The following is a 16176-nucleotide window of genomic DNA, read 5'->3' as shown; positions in this document are numbered from 1 at the left end:
GTTTACAATGCGCGCCGTTTACGACTTGCCAAGAGACCCCGACCATGTCCGCCTGCCAGACGCCCCTGATCGTCGCCCTGGATTTCCCCACCCGTGACGCCGCCCTGAAACTGGCCGACCAGCTCGACCCTGCCCTGTGCCGGGTGAAAGTTGGCAAGGAGCTGTTCACCAGCAGCGCGTCCGGCATTGTCGAGTCGCTGTGCGCGAAGGGCTTCGAGGTGTTCCTGGACCTCAAGTTTCATGACATCCCCAACACCACCGCCATGGCCGTGAAGGCTGCCGCCGAAATGGGCGTGTGGATGGTAAACGTGCACTGCTCCGGCGGCCTGCGCATGATGTCGGCCTGCCGCGAAGTGCTGGCCAAGCGCAGCGGCCCGCAGCCACTGCTCATCGGCGTGACCGTGCTGACCAGCATGGAACGTGAAGACCTGGCCGGCATCGGTCTGGACATCGAACCGCAAGAGCAGGTGCTGCGCCTGGCGGCACTGGCCGAGAAAGCCGGCATGGACGGGCTGGTGTGCTCGGCACTTGAAGCGCCGGCGCTCAAGGCTGCGCACCCGTCCCTGCAGTTGGTAACACCGGGCATTCGCCCTGCTGGCAGCGCGCAAGATGATCAGCGCCGCATTCTGACCCCGCGCCAGGCGTTGGATGCCGGCTCGGATTACCTGGTGATCGGCCGCCCGATCAGCCAGGCGGCAGACCCGGCCCAGGCCTTGGCAGCGGTGGTCGCCGAGATCCGTAGCTGACACCTGCAGGCGTTTCACAGCAACCTTTTCAACATGGGTGGCGTTCAGCGAGCCCTTCGATCCTTACATTGGAATGCAGGGCTCACACTGAACATTCCCGTTTGCCAGAGGATGCTAGATGTCAATTGATGTGTCGATACAGTCGCCGGCTCAACGCTGGGCAGGCATGGTGACGCGCTACGTGTTGCCGCTGGGCTGGCTGGCCCTGCTGACGGGGATGTTCTGGGCGTGGGACCGCTCGCTGTACCACAAGCTCTTTTACCTGCTGCTTGCCGCGCCCACGTTGATCGTCTTGATCCTGCAGCCACGGCAGGCCAAGGCGTTGTTTGGCAACCCGCTGTTCATTGCCTTCCTGGTGTTCTCTGCCTACACCCTGCTGAGCATTGCCTGGTCCGATACCGAGAACTCGGTAGGCAGTTTGCTCAAGCGGCCCTTGTACATTGCCATGGTGTTGCTGTCGGCCGGCCTCATCAGCTTGCAGTCACCGGCACAGCTGCATCAGTGTGTGCGCCTGGCTGCCCTGTTTGCCGCAGTCGCCGCTGGTGTTTCGCTGATCTACTTCTTGGGTCTGGCGGCGGGTGAGGGCGGGCGCCTCGACGGCTACGGCGCGCTCTACAACCCCTTGCTGACTGCCCATGTGTTCGGCGCTTTCGCTGCTATCTGGTTGGCAACCTGGTTCCAGACGCGCGGCGCGCTCAACATTCTGGCTCTGGCCTGCCTGGCGGTACTGGGCATGGCCATTCTTGCGACGGGCTCGCGTACGCCGTTGATCGGGTTGGCGGCTGCACTGGGTTGGTTGCTGATCGTGGGTGACCGGCGCCACGGCTTGATCGCAATGGCGGCCGTGGCCCTGGCTTTGGTTGGGGTTGCGGTGTTCTACCCTGAAGCGATCACTCAACGTGGCGTGTCCTACCGCCCCGAAATCTGGATGGAATCGCTGCGCCAAATCGGTGAGCACCCCTGGCTTGGCCATGGTTACGATGCCCCGATGACCGTGATCATTCCAGGCCTTGAACAGACGCTGGCCGACCCGCACAACATCGAGCTGGGCGTGCTGTATGCCGGTGGGGTCGTGGGCTTGGTGCTCTGGTTGGTGCTCTACGGCCTGGCCATGCGCTTTTGCTGGGCTTACCGCAAGCACCCCGGGGTTACGCTTGCGGCGACCTGGCTGATATTCGGCTTTGCTTCAGGGCTGACAGAAGGCAGTGCGTTCATGTCACGCCCGAAAGAGCATTGGTTTCTGATCTGGATGCCAATGGCTGTGGTCTACGCCCAGTGGCTGATACACCGGGGCGGTAAAAAGCTCGCTTAAGACCAGAGCAGGCGCCACAGGCCACGCAAAGTCTTTCTGTTCCAGTACTTGAGCGGGATATCAGCCAGGATTTCCCGCGTCAGTTGCTTGTCGCGGTTGGCGTACTTGAGCACCATGGAGTTGCGGAACTTCATGCACACCTGCTCGTACTGCGGGTGGTCTTTGAAGTGTGCGTATGTCTTGAGCACGTTATCGACCATGAAGCGGCCGTTCTTGAAGGTGTTGGTCGGGTGGTCGCGGTACTGCGCCAGCACCTCGCCCAGCACGTCGATGTAATAACCGGCCCGCGCGATCGACAGTTCGATGTATACGTCTTCCAGGCGGATATCGGCACTGAAGCCGCCGACCTTCTCCAGGGCTTCGCGGCGCAGCATCAACGTGGCAGCCATGGGGCCTGGCTTGCGGTCCAGCCACAGGTCGTCAAAGTCCAGGCGGCGGAAGGGCAGGTTGCGTTTGCGCTGTTCGCGCGCGCCCATCACCTGGCCGTTATGGTCGATGGTTTCGATGTTGGCCGAGCAGATGCCCACTTCAGGCTTGCCATGCATGTACTCCACCTGGGTGGCGATACGGTGCGGCAGCATGATGTCGTCGGAGCCGAAAGGCACGATCAGGTCGCCCTTGGCGCGCGCAATGGCGTCGTTGAGGGTTCGCGCCAGGCCTTGGTTGGCCTGGAAGCGCAGGTCGAAGCCGTGTTGCGCCTGCAGCCGCTTGAGTACCTCAGGGCTGTCGTCCTTGGAGCCATCGTCCACCACTAGAAGCTCGATGTTCTTGTACGTCTGGTTGACGACGCTGTTGATGCTGGCTTCGATGTAACGCGCGTGGTTATAGGACGCGATGATCACTGTCACCAACGGTGTGTCAGTAACGTCGTGATTCTGAGAAACCATTGCAAACCCCTAGCTTTGATCCATGTCGTGTGACGCTTCTATGCAGACTAGCTGCTCGTTTTCCAAAATGGTGCCAATTCAGCATCTTATGTAGGTCTTCGTCATTCTAAAGCATGGGGAATGCTAGGGATACGTCAGCCATGCTTGAGCGGGGCGCGATGGAGGCGGTGAGGCATCTATCCACTCGTTGATTGAGAAATTTCCTACGTATCAGGACTGGTGATGCTTAGCCTGAGGAAATACCCTACACGTTCTGTCGACACGCGTCTGATTGTTCCTGGAAACACTGCACTTTAGGCTTCTTGGGTCGCCGATTTTCAGCGATGCGGGCGTGGAAACCCGGACAATCTTCAAGTGCCTGTCGTAATGACAGCTGTATACGGGAGGCCGTCAGGCCTGCCGGGGTTCCTTGAAGACTCGGTTTTCCACCCCGTGTACAGTTGTCGCCCTTCGTGTGGAAACGTCGGTGGCAACTCCTTTAATCTTCAAGGAATTGCTATGAAAAAAATCGTCCCCGATCCACCCCATCATTTCGATCTTCCTTCCGACAAAACCCTCTCCAGCGCCATTAGCGAGCGCATCGTGCCGATCGATCACGTAGTCATGAACGTCACCCACTATTTGATGCTTGCCTACAACCACTGCCACATGGTCCTTTACGCGGTAGAAGACGAAGCCACCCGGGAGTTGATGGTAAACGGCCTGCGGGCCATGCAGATTGCCTGGGGTCAGTCGGATGCGCTGTCGCTGGCCTTGGAACGTACCAGCAGCCTGCATTGAGGGGGGTAGAGCAATGACTAAAGACTTGACCCATGTCACAGCAGGTGTGACCACGTTCTTCCAGGGTGAACACCAGACTCATCCTTGTTCCGGATCGAGCCGGGAATACCTTGCCAGGATGCCCGTGAGCAGGCTTCGGAGCTGATGGGGTATGTGCGGGTGTTGACCATCATCGGGCTGATGGATGAAAAGCCGATGATGGTCTGGGCTTCGCATTACCTGAGCGCCATGGCCAAGGCCCTAATGGATGATGCCGAGTTGGGGATGAAAGGATGAAGTTGGCTTGGGCGAGCGTTTCGTGCGTTCTGTTGGTGTATGAAACGCTGATGATAAGCCCGGACTGATGCACTGAGCACCGGGTGGATATGGCGCTTCTTCGGGATAGGCACAAAGGTTAAAGGCTGCAGTTATAGCCTTTAACCTTTGCTAGGATTGCCCACCCCACAAGTAGTCACTGAGCGGGGTGTCACTGATATTCAGCATAATCTCGAAGTCGTTCGCCGCAACGGCTGCACCGTCTTTTGGATACCACAATTTCCCCGGTAAAAGTGCGCTCATACTCTAGGGGTTTATGTTTTAGTATTAGGCACACAATGCGCTTGAGTTTATGGCGTGTATTAGACGCGTGATGTTCTTTCATCAACAATCCCTGTGATTTAAAAGTCCAGGCGCAGGGCCGTGCGCCAAAAATTCTTCAGTGGAGACTTCCAGTGCTTACGCCAATTGCGTGACCACCACTCGTCTTCATTCTGAACGGTGTGCTCCAAATCGCTGCCTGTCACGGCGGCGGCGTGTTGACGGAACATCATGGGAAATACGCAATGCTGTCGAATTTTGTGCTTGAACATGACATCGACAGGTGTCCCGTCGTAGGGCGTTTGCGCCAAAATTTTGCAGCCTTCGCGCGAGAGCACATAAGCGTGCAGAGCAACGACGCGCCCTCGGGCAATGAAGGGGAACCAGGTCAGCCAGGTTCGGCCCATCGAGTAACCCAAGTGCAAGGCTTCGAAGCGTTGATTACGCATGAAGCGGTTGACCCAGCGGACATGGGACGCCTTGATTTGATACGACTTCGCATCATCCTCGAAGATCATTATGCGCTCGTAGCCAAGGTCTAGCGCACGTTGGGCAAGTTGTTGATGAGACTCATAACACCCGCGCTTAGGGTCACTGTTTTTCTCAACGACATGAAATGAAATTGTATTGCCCAACATCCGGCCAATGCTTTCACTAAATAGCTTGCGGCGGTCTTCGCGTGTGTCGATGGAAATGCACAGCACCTCATCTACATCAAAAGTTATTCTTTTCAAGTAACTCATCGGTCCGGTATGCTATTTTCACTGATGGGACGGCTACCTGCCAGCGTCCCGGTTACGCGCCATTACTGCTCGGCAACATGGTATTAATTGTCCATGATGGCGGGGTGATGTCAATCTCTGTAATTGTTAGATATCTTGGCGGCTACGTTGGGGAAAGCGCTTCGCGATGCGCCCCGCTGGCGGCGCTCGGCTTGCGCAACGCCGCAATACCCGAGGCAAACCACTAAGTCTAATAAAAAAGGCCGGTACGCGCGTACCGGCCCTTTCACATCACGCCAAAGCGACTCAACCAATAACCAGCGGCGGGAACGACTTCACCAGGTCATCCAGCGCCTTGATCTGCGCCAGGAACGGCTCCAGCTTATCCAGCGGCAATGCGCTCGGGCCGTCGCACTTGGCTTGGTCCGGGTTCGGGTGGGCTTCCAGGAACAGGCCAGCCAGGCCAATGCCCATGCCGGCACGGGCCAGGTCAACCACCTGTTCGCGGCGGCCACCCGAAGCAGCACCCGAAGGGTCGCGGTTCTGCAGGGCGTGGGTCACGTCGAAAATGATTGGCAGGTCATCGCAGGTGCGCTTCATCACACCAAAGCCCAGCATGTCCACAACCAGGTTGTCGTAGCCCATGCAGGTACCGCGGTCGCACAGGATCAACTGGTCGTTACCCGCTTCCTTGAACTTCTGCACGATGTTCTGCATCTGCGAAGGGCTCAGGAACTGTGGCTTCTTGATGTTCACCGGCTTGCCGGTCTTGGCCAGCGCCACCACCAGGTCGGTCTGGCGGGCCAGGAAGGCAGGCAGCTGCAGCACGTCGACCACTTCGGCCACTGGCGCGCACTGGTAGATTTCATGCACGTCGGTGATGATCGGTACGCCGAACTCGGCCTTGACCTTCTCGAAGATGCGCAGGCCTTCTTCCATGCCCGGGCCACGGTAGGAGTGGATCGAGGAACGGTTGGCCTTGTCGAAGCTGGCCTTGAACACGTAAGGAATGCCCAGCTTTTCGGTAACCCGCACGTATTCGGCGCAGGCGGTAAGGGCCAGGTCCTCGGACTCAAGGACGTTGATACCGCCGAACAGCACGAACGGGGCGGTATTGGAACATTCGATGTTCTGGGTGATCTTGATCATTTTCTACTCTATGAAGTCTGGGGTAGCCATGGCGCTCTACCAACGACTTTCGAGTACACCACTGGTGAAGATTTCGCGGCGCTTCAGGCGCCCGATTTCCTCATGCTTGGCAAGCGCGTACACCCGGTTGAAGGCTGCGCGTTGCACATCAGGGAAGTACTCGGCCAGTGCGCATTCTACCGCAGCATCATAGTCCGCTTCGGTTATATAGCGGTAAATTTCTCGGTAGTAGAAAAAGCCGAACTGAAAGCCCAAGGTTTCGCTCATGTAGGCCGTGGGCACGGAAAAGCTGTTCTCCAGGTCGATAGCCAGCGCTTTGCCTTCATCCGGAGGAAGCATGACATTGGCCGCCCACAGGTCCATGTGCGTGACACCCTGGCAGTGCAGGGCATGCAGCAGTTCGAAGGCTGCCTCGATCATCTGCTGGACTGCTTCCGGCCTTTGGCGCACTTTTGCCAGGCCATCTTGGTGCCCGCTCAGTAATTCTGTGATGAGGAAAAAATCCTGCATCACGCCGAAGCGGGAGCGGCTGTAGCCATACCCGACCAGCTTTGGCACCCGCGCACCGCGCCGAGCCGCTTCGCGGGTGTTGATCAGTTCTTCGAGGGACCAGTCATACATGCCGTTGCGCTTGGGCCGGCCACGCTGCATACGCAGCTTTTTTTTCAGCGAATCGAGCTTTTCACGCTTGGTGAACAACATGCTTCGGGAGCAGTCAAGAGGGGCGCTGACTCGCTTGGCACTGGCGCTCTGGTCGATCAGGCGTTCGAAGGCTTGCCGGGTATGCGGGGCAATAGGGGCCTGAAGGTGCAACGTGGTGTCGCGATGGCGCAGAGTGTGAGGGTATTCATGTTGCCAGATCTGTGAATCGCCAACCACACCTTCATTCCTCGTAGTATCAAATAGCCATGGATAGTGGATCCAATACTACAGTTTTTTCACATTTTTCGTACAGGTTCTTAACGATACTTAAACTGGAACTGTGCTAAGGGGCCGCGTGAGCGGCCCCTTGTAGTTCAAACCTTCAACACCAGCTTGCCGAAGTTTTCGCCGCTGAACAGCTTGAGCAGGGTTTCTGGGAAGGTCTCCAGCCCCTCGACCACATCCTCCTTGCTCTTGAGCTTGCCCGTGGCCAGCCAGCCGGCGATTTCCTGGGCGGCCTTGCCGTACTCCTTGGCATGGTCCATCACCACGAACCCCTCCATGCGCGCACGGTTCACCAGCAGCGCCAGGTAGTTGGCCGGGCCTTTGACGGCTTCTTTGTTGTTGTATTGGCTGATCGCGCCGCAGATCACGATGCGCGCCTTGAAGTTGATGCGGGTAAGCACAGCGTCGAGGATCTCGCCGCCGACGTTGTCGAAGTACACGTCAACGCCCTTGGGGCATTCGCGCTTCAGGCCGGCCAGCACGTCTTCGGCCTTGTAGTCGATGACGCCGTCGAACCCCAGTTCATCCTTGAGGTACTGGCATTTCTGCGCGCCGCCGGCAATGCCCACCACGCGGCAGCCTTTGATCTTGGCTATCTGGCCGACGATGCTGCCTACGGCGCCGGCGGCACCGGAGATGACCACGGTGTCACCGGTCTTGGGCTGGCCGACGTCGAGCAGGGCGAAGTAGGCGGTCATGCCGGTCATGCCCAGGGCTGAGAGGTAGCGGGGCAGGGGGGCAAGGTTGGGGTCGATCTTGTGCAGGCCCTGGGGCTCGCCGGTGAAGTAGTCCTGCACGCCGAGGGCGCCGCTGACATGGTCGCCGGGTTTGAAGTCGGGGTGGTTGGAGGCCACCACTTCGCCTACGCCCAGGGCGCGCATGACCTGGCCGAGTGCCACGGGCGGGATGTACGATTTACCTTCATTCATCCAGCCGCGCATGGCCGGGTCCAGCGACAGATACAGGTTGCGTACCTGGATTTGACCTTCGCCGGGTGCATCGGCAGGGGCCGTCTCGAAGGTGAAATCGTCACGGCGCACGGCGCCAGTGGGGCGTTTGGCCAGCAGGAAACGGCGGTTGGTCTGGGTCATGGCGGGGGTCCTTGTGGGCAGGAAGCAGAGGGGTCAATTTAACGTGGTGATGTCAACAGGTCTGCAAAATCACTGGTAAGCATGGTAGCTCAACCGCTGGCTTGATGATGCTGCCCAGTGAGGGAGAAGGCTGACTAGACTTCGACTGCAGAAGTGTGGGGCTGTTGCAGGGCCTTGTGGGGGCTTTGCTGGCGAGCGCTGCGCGCTCGATCGCCGGCAAGCGCGGCTCCCACATCTACCTCACATCACATTGAAAATCGCACCCATTATTGGAGCACTCGATGAGCATGACCTTTTCCGGCCAGGTAGCACTGGTCACTGGCGGTGCGGCGGGTATCGGCCGGGCGACGGCGCTGGCATTTGCAGGGGAGGGCCTCAAGGTGGTGGTGGCCGACCTCGACCCGGTCGGTGGTGAGGGCACCGTGGCGTTGATCAACGAGGCCGGTGGGCAGGCCATGTTCGTGGCCTGTGACGTGACCCGTGACGCCGATGTGCGCCGGCTGCATGAGCAGGTCATTCAGGCCTACGGTCGGCTGGACTACGCCTACAACAATGCCGGTATCGAGATCGAGCATGGGCGCCTGGCCGAGGGCAGCGAGGCAGAGTTCGATGCAATCATGGGCGTCAACGTCAAGGGGGTGTGGCTGTGCATGAAGTACCAGCTGCCGCTGTTGCTGGCCCAGGGTGGCGGGGCGATCGTCAACACCGCCTCGGTGGCAGGCTTGGGTGCGGCGCCTAAGATGAGTATCTATAGCGCGTCCAAGCATGCGGTGATCGGCCTGACCAAATCGGCCGCCATCGAATATGCCAAGAAGGGCATCCGGGTGAATGCGGTGTGCCCGGCGGTGATCGATACCGACATGTTCCGCCGCGCCTACGAGGCGGGCCCGCGCAAGGCCGAGTTCGCGGCCGCAATGCACCCGGTGGGGCGCATCGGCAAGGTCGAGGAAATCGCCAGTGCCGTGTTGTACCTGTGCAGTGATGGGGCGGCGTTCACGACCGGGCACAGCCTGACGGTGGATGGCGGGGCTACGGCTATTTGAAAAGGCAGCTGCGCCGACAGGGCGATGGTACTGAGTTTGATTCTCTGTGATAGGGTAGAGGCAAGAACTGGATCGTAGGTGATCGGTCTTACGATGACGTCACATCATCTAAGGACAGCAATGAAACACGTAGTTTTGTTCTTGGCCATTCTCGCGATTGCAGGGTGCGTGGCAACTGCTAAGACCGAGGTTAGAAAAGGTCGTAAGGGCTTGCATATCAATTGCTCAGGCTTATCGTCATCGTGGGACAAGTGCTATAGCAAGGCGGCGCAGTCCTGTGGGGCGCGGGGTTACAAAGTTGTCGCTCGCTCGACCAGTGACGACGAAGAGGAAGGTGATTTCCTGTTCGGCATCAACCCTGCGGGTTATACCAGCCGTAGCATGATTGTCATCTGCAAATGATGCCCTTTTAAGTCACTTTACGATGTCGTGCTCACCCCAGGCTGATCGTGCGGCAGTGCGTTCTGTCTACAAACATATTTGTCAGGGCGCAACTGGTCTGCGCATCGATGTCGCTCATGGGCAGGGTTCCCGCGCTGGTGCCTTGTTTTCGCATCTGTGGCGACCCTCAGCACGCTGATTGCGACACGCTCATAGCTATTTGACACTATTGGCCACTTCAGCCCTTGTGAGTCCAGCGCAATCATTGCCACGCTTGGCCTTTGGCTAATCCTCAGAGCAGGGGGCGGCATATGGAGACGAGCAGGCGGGGTTTTCTGGCCAACCTGGGTATGGCCCGCAAGCTGGGCCTGGGCTTTGCCTTGGTACTGCTGCTGACGTTGGCGGTGGCGGCTATCGGCATTGCCGCGCTGTACAGCGTCGGCCAGCATTTCGGCGGCCTGCGCCAGCTGGGCCAGTTCAATACCGACCTGCTCAAGTTGCGCCAGCATGAACAGGCCTTTGCCCTGCGCTCCGATATCAAGGAGGCAGAGGCTTTGCGCAGCGGCCTGCACAACCTCAGCGAACGTGCCCGCAGCCTGCCGGCACTGGCGGCGGCCGAAGCGGACCTGGCGGCGTATGGCCAGGCTTTCGAAGCCTTTGTCGAAGCGGTGCAGGCCAAGGAGCTGGCGCTGGACACGGCCAGTTGGTCGGTCTCCAGCGTGGCCAACAACCTTGATGTATTGCAGGCCGGCCTGGCCGATGACGGCACCTACACGCTCAAACAATCACAAGGCCAGCAAGGCGGGGAGTTTCTGGAGCAGGCCGCGCAGGTGGCCCAGGTATCTCGCTTGATGCTGCAGGCCATGGACGAGGCGCGCGTGCGCCTGGACCAGAGCCGCAAGGGCGAGGAAGGTGCAGGCGCAGGGCGCATCGCCCAGACCGTTGAAGCGGCAGGGCTGGTCGAGCAGCTCAAGGCGGCAGTTGGCGATGCGGGCTACCAGAGTGTGCTGGGCGAGGTGCAGGGGCACATCGCCGGCTTCTCGGACAAACTCAATGAATACACCGACCTGCTCGCTAAAGAGCAGGGTATCAAGGCGCAACTGCAGGCGAGTGCCGAGCAGGCCACGCAGCGGGTCGACCGGGCTTATGCGGCGGACGAGCAAGCGATGCAGGGTGAGCTGACGCGCAATGCTGTGGCCATTGCCTTGGCTACCGGGCTGGCGCTGCTGGTGGGTGTACTGGCGGGGTGGTTGATCACGCGGGCGGTGGTCGGCCCGCTCAAACGGGTGATTGGCCGTGCCCAGCGCATCGCTGCCGGGGAGTTGAGCCTGGACGCGGAAGCTGCGCGCAACGATGAAGTGGGCCAGTTGATGCAGGCGATGCAGCAGATGGCTGCCGGGCTGTCGGGCATCGTCAGCGGCTTGCAGCAAGGCATCGAGCAACTGGCTGGCAGTGCCCAGGCGCTGTCTGCGGTGACGGAGCAGACCAATCGCGAAGTGGGCAGCCAGAAGGAAGAGACCGAGCAAGTGGCTACCGCCATGCAGCAGATGACCGCCACCGTGCACGATGTGGCGCGCAATGCTGAAGAGGCAGCACTGGCGGCGCAGGCTGCTGACGAGAAGGTTGATTCGGGCCAGGTGGTGGTGCGCCAGAGCATGCAGCGGATCGAGCAACTGGCGGCGGCGGCGGAGGCGGCCAGCGCTGGTATCGACAGCCTGAGCGCCGAGATCCACACCATTGGCGATGTGCTGGAAGTGATCAAGAGTGTCGCCGAGCAGACCAACCTGCTGGCGCTCAATGCCGCCATCGAAGCGGCGCGGGCGGGCGAGCAGGGGCGTGGTTTTGCTGTGGTGGCCGATGAGGTGCGGGCGCTGGCGCGGCGTACCCGGCAGTCCACCGAGGAGATCGAGCGGTTGGTTGCCAGCCTGCGCGGCAATGCCCAGCAGTCGGTGGCGCAGATCCGTGGCAGTACCGACCTGGTACGCCTGGCGGTGGCCGATGCGCTGCAAACCGAAAGCGCCTTGGGCAGTATTGCGGCGGCGGTGTCTTTGATTCAGCAGATGAACCAGCAGATTGCTGCGGCGGCAGAGCAGCAGAGCTCGGTGGCTGAAGAGATCAGTCGCAGCGTTACCCAGATCCGTGGGAGTGCCGATCAGGCGGCGTTGGCCATGCAGGGCAACGCCCGGTCAAGTATCGAGTTGGCGCAGTTGGGCAGTGACCTGAAGGGGATGGTGGGGCATTTCCGTTTGTGATCGTCTGTACCGGCCCTATCGCCAGCAAGCCGGCGATGGGGCTGGCACAGCCCCCTTCGATCACCCCCTGCGCGGGCTGAGAATCAGCAGGGTCAGCACCCCCGCCACAATCCCCCAGAATGCCGAGCCAATCGAAAACAGGGTCAACCCCGAAGCCGTGACCATGAAGGTGATCAGCGCGGCCTCTCGCTCGCGCGCCTCACCCATCGCCACCGTCAGGCCGTTCATGATCGAGCCGAACAGCGCCAATGCCGCAATGGACAGCACCAGCTCCTTCGGCAATGCAGCGAACAACGCCGCCAGGGTGGCGCCGAACACCCCGGCAATGCCGTAGAAAATCCCGCACCACACTGCTGCTGTATAGCGCTTGGCAGGGTCTTCATGAGCATGCGGCCCAGTGCAGATCGCCGCGCTGATGGCCGCCAGGTTGACCCCGTGCGAGCCGAACGGCGCCAGCAGCAGTGAGGCCAAGCCCGTGGCTGAGATCAATGGCGAGGCCGGTACCTGATAACCATCGGCACGCAACACGGCAACGCCCGGCATGTTTTGCGAGGTCATGGCCACCACGAACAGTGGGATGCCGATGCTGATGGTCGCGGCCAGCGAGAAGCTGGGTGTGGTCCACACCGGGGTGGCCACTTCCAGCTGGAAGCCGCTGAAGTCCAGCAAGCCCAGTGCGCCGGACAGCGCCGTGCCCACCAGTAACGCTGCCAGCACGCAGTAGCGGGGCGACAGGCGTTTGACCAGCAGGTAACTGAAGAACATGCCCAGCACCAGCAGCGTGCGGTGCTGCGCGGCGACGAAGATTTCACTGCCGATCTTGAACAGGATGCCGGCCAGTAAGGCCGAGGCCAGTGATGCCGGGATACGTTTGACCAGGCGTTCGAAGCTGCCGGTCAGGCCGCAGACGAGCACCAGCACGGCACAGGTGATGTAGGCACCGATGGCTTCACCGTAGCTGACCCCGCCCAGACTGGTGATCAACAGCGCAGCGCCGGGCGTCGACCAGGCTACGGTGATCGGGGTGCGGTAGCGCAGTGACAGGCCGATGCTGCAGACCGCCATGCCGATGGACAGGGCCCAGATCCACGACGAGATCTGCGCCGTCGAAAGGTCCGCGGCCTGGCCAGCCTGGAACATCAGCACCAGCGAGCTGGTGTAGCCGGTGAGCATGGCGATGAAGCCGGCGACGACGGCCGACGGTGAGCTGTCTGCCAGGGGCCGCAGGCGTGCGGAGGTGGCATCGGTCATGGGGTGAGTCCTTGTCCATGTGTAAGCAGTTTTTGCAGACTAACGCGCGCTGGATTGATCCTTGCGATACAGCGGGCATTGCTTTTAGCCGTACAGTCGCCAACTATTGGGCACGATTGCGCAACTGCATGGGAGGGAAGGGGCGATGTACAAGGTCTATGGCGACTACCAGTCGGGCAACTGTTACAAGGTCAAGCTGATGCTCAGCCTGCTGGACAGCCCTTATGAATGGCATCCGGTGGATATCCTCAAGGGCGAGACCCAAACGCCTGAATTTCTGGCGATGAACCCCAATGGCAAGGTGCCGGTGCTGCAGCTGGAGGACGGCACCTGCCTGTGGGAGTCCAACGCCATTCTCAATTTCCTGGCAGATGGCAGCGAGTACCTGCCCAGCGAGCCGCGCTTGCGTACCCAGGTACTGCAGTGGCAGTTTTTCGAGCAGTACAGCCATGAGCCGTACATAGCCGTGGCGCGGTTCATCCAGTTCTACCTGGGGTTGCCTGATGAGCGCGTGGACGAATACCGCAAGCTGCACAAGGGCGGCTACAAGGCATTGAAGGTGATGGAGCGGCAGTTGCAGATGACGCCGTATCTGGTGGGCGAGCAGTATTCGATTGCCGATGTGGCGTTGTATGCCTACACCCATGTGGCGCATCAGGGTGGGTTTGACCTGGCAGAGTACCCGGGGGTGCGGGCCTGGTTGGACCGGGTGGCAGCGCATCCTCGGCATGTGCCGATGGTAGGTTGAGGCATTACCGGCCCTATCGCCGGCAAGCCGGCCACATGGATTTGCGCCGGCTTTTAGAGAGTGGACAAGACGGTTGCTTGCACAGGTAAAGCGCAGGCCTTGAGCACTGCGCGGCAGCGGTGCGAGCAACGTCTTACCTTATCCTGGAAGCCAACACCATCCTTGTGGGAGCCGGCTTGCCGGCGATCGGGCCAATACGGTGTATCAGGCCGACGCGAAGCGCTTGTCCAGGTAGGCAATGATTGCCTTGGACTCATACATCCAGGTCACATTGCCTTGCTCTTCGATGCGCAAGCACGGCACTTTCACCCGGCCGCCACCTTCGAGCAGCGCCTGGCGGTGCTCCGGGTCGTTCTTGGCATCGCGCAACGCCACTGGCACATTCAGGCGGTGCAGGGTGCGGCGGGTTTTCACGCAGAACGGGCACGCATGGAACTGGTACAGCGCAAGGCCCTTGGCCTGTTGCTCGACCTGCGCCTGGGCCGCGGCATCACGCTTGCGCTTGGCCGGGCGGCTGATCAGGTCGCCGAACACGATGAGCTGGCCGAGGCCGACCCGCAAGGCTTTGACGATCATCTGCAACTCCTGAAAAGAAAAAGCCGACCCACAGGGCCGGCTCGGGTCACGCGCCGATCATTTGATCAGGCCGAGGAACTCCATGCGCGTGGCCGGGTTGTCGCGGAATTCGCCAAGCATCACCGAAGTGAGCATGGTCGAGTTCTGCTTCTCCACACCGCGCATCATCATGCACATATGCTTGGCTTCGATAACCACCGCCACACCCGCAGCGCCGGTCACCTGCTGCACGGCATCGGCGATCTGACGGCTGAGGTTTTCCTGGATCTGCAGGCGCCGGGCGTACATGTCGACGATCCGCGCGACCTTGGACAGGCCCAGTACCTTGCCCTTGGGCAGGTAGGCCACGTGCGCCTTGCCAATGAACGGCAGCATGTGGTGTTCGCACATCGAATACAGCTCGATGTCCCGGACCAGCACCATTTCGCTGTTGTCGGAGGTGAACAGTGCGCCGTTGGTCACTTCTTCCAGCGTCTGCTCATAACCGCGGCAAAGGTACTTCATGGCCTTTGCAGCCCGCTTGGGCGTGTCGAGCAGGCCCTCACGGGAGACGTCCTCGCCGATCTGGCTGAGGATCTCGGTGTAGTTCTGTTCCAGGGACATGTATCTACCTGTGGGAAAAAATCGCAAAAACGAAGGTTACGGCGGCAAAGCCTGCGCTGCAAGCGCGGCGTTACTCGTCGCGGCCTTCCATCATGGTTCGTTTGAGCATTACGTACACGGCACCGGTGCCGCCATGGCGAGCCTGGCAGGAGGTGAAACCGAGCACCTGCGGGTGCTGGCGCAGCCAGGTGTTGACGTGGCTCTTGATCATTGGGCGCTTGCCATCCAGGCGTGCGGCCTTGCCGTGGGTCACGCGCACGCAGCGTACTTCCAGCTTGGTAGCCTCGGCAATGAACGCCCACAGGGTTTCGCGGGCCTTCTCGACCGTCATGCCGTGCAGGTCGAGGCTACCCTCGAAGGCGATCTGGCCGAGTTTGAGCTTGCGCAGCTGGGTTTCCTGCACGCCGTCGCGGCGCCACATCAACTCGTCTTCGGCACCCACGTCGATCACAAACTGGTCGGACAGCCCGTCGATCACCAACGGCTGGTCACTGCGCACGGTCGCCGCCTGGCGCAGGCCAGCCAGCTGCTTGCGGTCAGCCTTGGGTTTGCCGACCTCGGCACGGTCGTGCTTGATCGGCTTGACGCCGCGCACCTCGGCGCTGAACAGGGAAAAATCGTCGTCTTGCATGGTGCCTCCACGTGGGCGGCGTAGTTTACGCGATCAACCCTGTGGCGTCAGCAATGCCCCTGCCCTCGGCCGGGCAGGGGCGCTTGGGCAAAGCGTTCAGTCGTGCTTCTTCATCAGGTGCGGCGACATGTTCAGCTCCCGCCCGCGGCGCAGGCGAATGCGGCTGCGCCGCCAGAAGCGCACGCCCAGGTACAGCAGCAACAGCCCGGCCACGCTCAGGGTAATCGAAAGCGGGCGGTTGGCATTGAACTCGGCAAAGGCTGGGTAATTACCCAGCAGCCCAGCGATGCCGGCCATGGCCAGCAGCACACCGAAGGTGGCTAGCAGCGCCGACAGGCCGGCGGCCAGGCGGGCGCCCCAGTTGCTTGGTTGGCGCTGGCGCAGGCGTTTGGCGTCGAAACTGCCTTTGAGTTTCATTCCGATTTCCTCTGTGGATATCCGGAATTCGACCCGCAACCGGCCCCCTGGTTCCGCCCGGCTGCCGGGCGGTGGTCAGCTCGC

At 60.6% G+C, this 16176-nt stretch carries 17 protein-coding genes and 2 pseudogenes; 9 read left to right on the top strand and 10 right to left on the bottom strand.

What is annotated here, in order from left to right:
* Positions 1-44: 44 nt before the first annotated feature.
* Both pyrF and ACIPZH_RS03625 read left to right on the top strand, forming a co-directional pair.
* A complete protein-coding gene (gene pyrF / locus ACIPZH_RS03630) occupies positions 45-746 on the top strand; it encodes an orotidine-5'-phosphate decarboxylase (RefSeq protein ID WP_012313329.1) in 702 nt (233 codons plus the stop codon).
* 118 nt (positions 747-864) lie between these two features.
* The gene (locus ACIPZH_RS03625) at positions 865-2058 is read left to right on the top strand and encodes an O-antigen ligase (protein ID WP_267821919.1); all 1194 of its coding nucleotides are present in this window, start codon (positions 865-867) and stop codon (positions 2056-2058) included.
* Here ACIPZH_RS03625 and ACIPZH_RS03620 read toward each other — a convergent pair.
* On the bottom strand, positions 2055-2945 hold the full coding sequence (locus ACIPZH_RS03620) for a glycosyltransferase (RefSeq protein ID WP_241802941.1): 891 nt from the start codon (positions 2943-2945) through the stop codon (positions 2055-2057). The genes ACIPZH_RS03625 and ACIPZH_RS03620 overlap by 4 nt on opposite strands.
* A gap of 498 nt (positions 2946-3443) precedes the next feature.
* Between ACIPZH_RS03620 and ACIPZH_RS03615 the strand changes: the two genes are divergently transcribed.
* Entirely contained in the window at positions 3444-3725 is a 282-nt protein-coding gene (locus ACIPZH_RS03615) for a hypothetical protein (RefSeq protein WP_400635162.1), read from the top strand.
* A 13-nt stretch (positions 3726-3738) separates the two neighbouring features.
* Positions 3739-4001 (top strand): annotated as a pseudogene (locus tag ACIPZH_RS03610) (DUF3077 domain-containing protein).
* Between the two features lie 380 nt (positions 4002-4381).
* On the opposite strand, the gene ACIPZH_RS03605 reads toward ACIPZH_RS03610, so the two are convergent.
* From ACIPZH_RS03605 to ACIPZH_RS03590, 4 genes are all read right to left on the bottom strand, one after another.
* Positions 4382-5035 carry a glycosyltransferase family 25 protein gene (locus tag ACIPZH_RS03605; protein WP_400635333.1) on the bottom strand — a complete coding sequence of 218 codons (654 nt, stop codon included), beginning with the start codon at positions 5033-5035 and terminating at the stop codon, positions 4382-4384.
* Positions 5036-5329: 294 nt separating this feature from the next.
* Complete coding sequence (gene kdsA, locus ACIPZH_RS03600) at positions 5330-6172, bottom strand: 3-deoxy-8-phosphooctulonate synthase (RefSeq protein WP_400635160.1); 843 nt, start codon at positions 6170-6172, stop codon at positions 5330-5332.
* A 36-nt stretch (positions 6173-6208) separates the two neighbouring features.
* Positions 6209-7051: a lipopolysaccharide kinase InaA family protein gene (locus tag ACIPZH_RS03595; protein ID WP_400635158.1), complete on the bottom strand. Its 843-nt coding sequence runs from the start codon at positions 7049-7051 to the stop codon at positions 6209-6211.
* A gap of 137 nt (positions 7052-7188) precedes the next feature.
* The gene (locus ACIPZH_RS03590; protein WP_400635156.1) at positions 7189-8190 is read right to left on the bottom strand and encodes an NADP-dependent oxidoreductase; all 1002 of its coding nucleotides are present in this window, start codon (positions 8188-8190) and stop codon (positions 7189-7191) included.
* A gap of 281 nt (positions 8191-8471) precedes the next feature.
* On the opposite strand from ACIPZH_RS03590, the gene ACIPZH_RS03585 reads away from it, so the two are divergent.
* The 4 genes and pseudogenes from ACIPZH_RS03585 (at position 8472) to ACIPZH_RS03570 (ending at position 11866) form a co-directional block, all read left to right on the top strand.
* Entirely contained in the window at positions 8472-9233 is a 762-nt protein-coding gene (locus ACIPZH_RS03585) for an SDR family oxidoreductase (protein ID WP_400635154.1), read from the top strand.
* A 120-nt stretch (positions 9234-9353) separates the two neighbouring features.
* The gene (locus ACIPZH_RS03580; protein ID WP_241802948.1) at positions 9354-9635 is read left to right on the top strand and encodes a hypothetical protein; all 282 of its coding nucleotides are present in this window, start codon (positions 9354-9356) and stop codon (positions 9633-9635) included.
* 290 nt (positions 9636-9925) lie between these two features.
* Positions 9926-11005 (top strand): annotated as a pseudogene (locus ACIPZH_RS03575) (HAMP domain-containing protein); the annotation flags it as partial.
* A complete protein-coding gene (locus ACIPZH_RS03570) occupies positions 10985-11866 on the top strand; it encodes a methyl-accepting chemotaxis protein (RefSeq protein ID WP_400630164.1) in 882 nt (293 codons plus the stop codon). The pseudogene ACIPZH_RS03575 and the gene ACIPZH_RS03570, both read left to right, overlap by 21 nt.
* Positions 11867-11926: 60 nt before the next feature.
* Here the strand turns inward: ACIPZH_RS03570 and ACIPZH_RS03565 are convergent, their stop codons facing one another.
* Positions 11927-13117 (bottom strand): benzoate/H(+) symporter BenE family transporter, encoded by a 1191-nt coding sequence (locus ACIPZH_RS03565; RefSeq protein ID WP_400635152.1) that lies wholly within the window; start codon positions 13115-13117, stop codon positions 11927-11929.
* Between the two features lie 145 nt (positions 13118-13262).
* On the opposite strand from ACIPZH_RS03565, the gene ACIPZH_RS03560 reads away from it, so the two are divergent.
* Entirely contained in the window at positions 13263-13865 is a 603-nt protein-coding gene (locus tag ACIPZH_RS03560) for a glutathione S-transferase family protein (protein WP_267821935.1), read from the top strand.
* Between the two features lie 204 nt (positions 13866-14069).
* Here ACIPZH_RS03560 and ACIPZH_RS03555 read toward each other — a convergent pair whose 3' ends face one another.
* The 4 genes from ACIPZH_RS03555 to ACIPZH_RS03540 all read right to left on the bottom strand — a co-directional run bounded on the left by ACIPZH_RS03555 (position 14070) and on the right by ACIPZH_RS03540 (position 16092).
* Positions 14070-14441 carry a glutaredoxin gene (locus ACIPZH_RS03555; protein ID WP_241802952.1) on the bottom strand — a complete coding sequence of 124 codons (372 nt, stop codon included), beginning with the start codon at positions 14439-14441 and terminating at the stop codon, positions 14070-14072.
* A gap of 57 nt (positions 14442-14498) precedes the next feature.
* Positions 14499-15044 (bottom strand): GTP cyclohydrolase I FolE, encoded by a 546-nt coding sequence (folE, locus tag ACIPZH_RS03550; RefSeq protein ID WP_241802953.1) that lies wholly within the window; start codon positions 15042-15044, stop codon positions 14499-14501.
* A gap of 70 nt (positions 15045-15114) precedes the next feature.
* A complete protein-coding gene (locus ACIPZH_RS03545; protein WP_400635150.1) occupies positions 15115-15675 on the bottom strand; it encodes a Smr/MutS family protein in 561 nt (186 codons plus the stop codon).
* A gap of 96 nt (positions 15676-15771) precedes the next feature.
* A complete protein-coding gene (locus tag ACIPZH_RS03540) occupies positions 15772-16092 on the bottom strand; it encodes a hypothetical protein (protein ID WP_400630148.1) in 321 nt (106 codons plus the stop codon).
* Positions 16093-16176: the final 84 nt, after the last annotated feature.

The organism is Pseudomonas sp. NPDC089758 (genome assembly GCF_044748705.1).
In the GTDB taxonomy this organism is placed as follows: domain Bacteria; phylum Pseudomonadota; class Gammaproteobacteria; order Pseudomonadales; family Pseudomonadaceae; genus Aquipseudomonas; species Aquipseudomonas putida_X.
The sequence above is the reverse complement of the archived record's forward strand: the minus strand, read 5'-3'. Positions and strand labels throughout refer to the sequence as shown.

What these genes read in the sequence shown, in the direction of transcription:
- ACIPZH_RS03565 (WP_400635152.1), bottom strand. Translation starts at nt 13,117, where the DNA reads ATGACCGATGCCACCTCCGCACGCCTGCGGCCCCTGGCAGACAGCTCA.
- ACIPZH_RS03555 (WP_241802952.1), bottom strand. Translation starts at nt 14,441, where the DNA reads ATGATCGTCAAAGCCTTGCGGGTCGGCCTCGGCCAGCTCATCGTGTTC.
- ACIPZH_RS03570 (WP_400630164.1), top strand. Translation starts at nt 10,985, where the DNA reads ATGCAGGCGATGCAGCAGATGGCTGCCGGGCTGTCGGGCATCGTCAGC.
- ACIPZH_RS03545 (WP_400635150.1), bottom strand. Translation starts at nt 15,675, where the DNA reads ATGCAAGACGACGATTTTTCCCTGTTCAGCGCCGAGGTGCGCGGCGTC.
- kdsA (WP_400635160.1), bottom strand. Translation starts at nt 6,172, where the DNA reads ATGATCAAGATCACCCAGAACATCGAATGTTCCAATACCGCCCCGTTC.
- ACIPZH_RS03620 (WP_241802941.1), bottom strand. Translation starts at nt 2,945, where the DNA reads ATGGTTTCTCAGAATCACGACGTTACTGACACACCGTTGGTGACAGTG.
- ACIPZH_RS03580 (WP_241802948.1), top strand. Translation starts at nt 9,354, where the DNA reads ATGAAACACGTAGTTTTGTTCTTGGCCATTCTCGCGATTGCAGGGTGC.
- ACIPZH_RS03590 (WP_400635156.1), bottom strand. Translation starts at nt 8,190, where the DNA reads ATGACCCAGACCAACCGCCGTTTCCTGCTGGCCAAACGCCCCACTGGC.
- ACIPZH_RS03585 (WP_400635154.1), top strand. Translation starts at nt 8,472, where the DNA reads ATGAGCATGACCTTTTCCGGCCAGGTAGCACTGGTCACTGGCGGTGCG.
- ACIPZH_RS03560 (WP_267821935.1), top strand. Translation starts at nt 13,263, where the DNA reads ATGTACAAGGTCTATGGCGACTACCAGTCGGGCAACTGTTACAAGGTC.
- ACIPZH_RS03615 (WP_400635162.1), top strand. Translation starts at nt 3,444, where the DNA reads ATGAAAAAAATCGTCCCCGATCCACCCCATCATTTCGATCTTCCTTCC.
- folE (WP_241802953.1), bottom strand. Translation starts at nt 15,044, where the DNA reads ATGTCCCTGGAACAGAACTACACCGAGATCCTCAGCCAGATCGGCGAG.
- ACIPZH_RS03625 (WP_267821919.1), top strand. Translation starts at nt 865, where the DNA reads ATGTCAATTGATGTGTCGATACAGTCGCCGGCTCAACGCTGGGCAGGC.
- pyrF (WP_012313329.1), top strand. Translation starts at nt 45, where the DNA reads ATGTCCGCCTGCCAGACGCCCCTGATCGTCGCCCTGGATTTCCCCACC.
- ACIPZH_RS03540 (WP_400630148.1), bottom strand. Translation starts at nt 16,092, where the DNA reads ATGAAACTCAAAGGCAGTTTCGACGCCAAACGCCTGCGCCAGCGCCAA.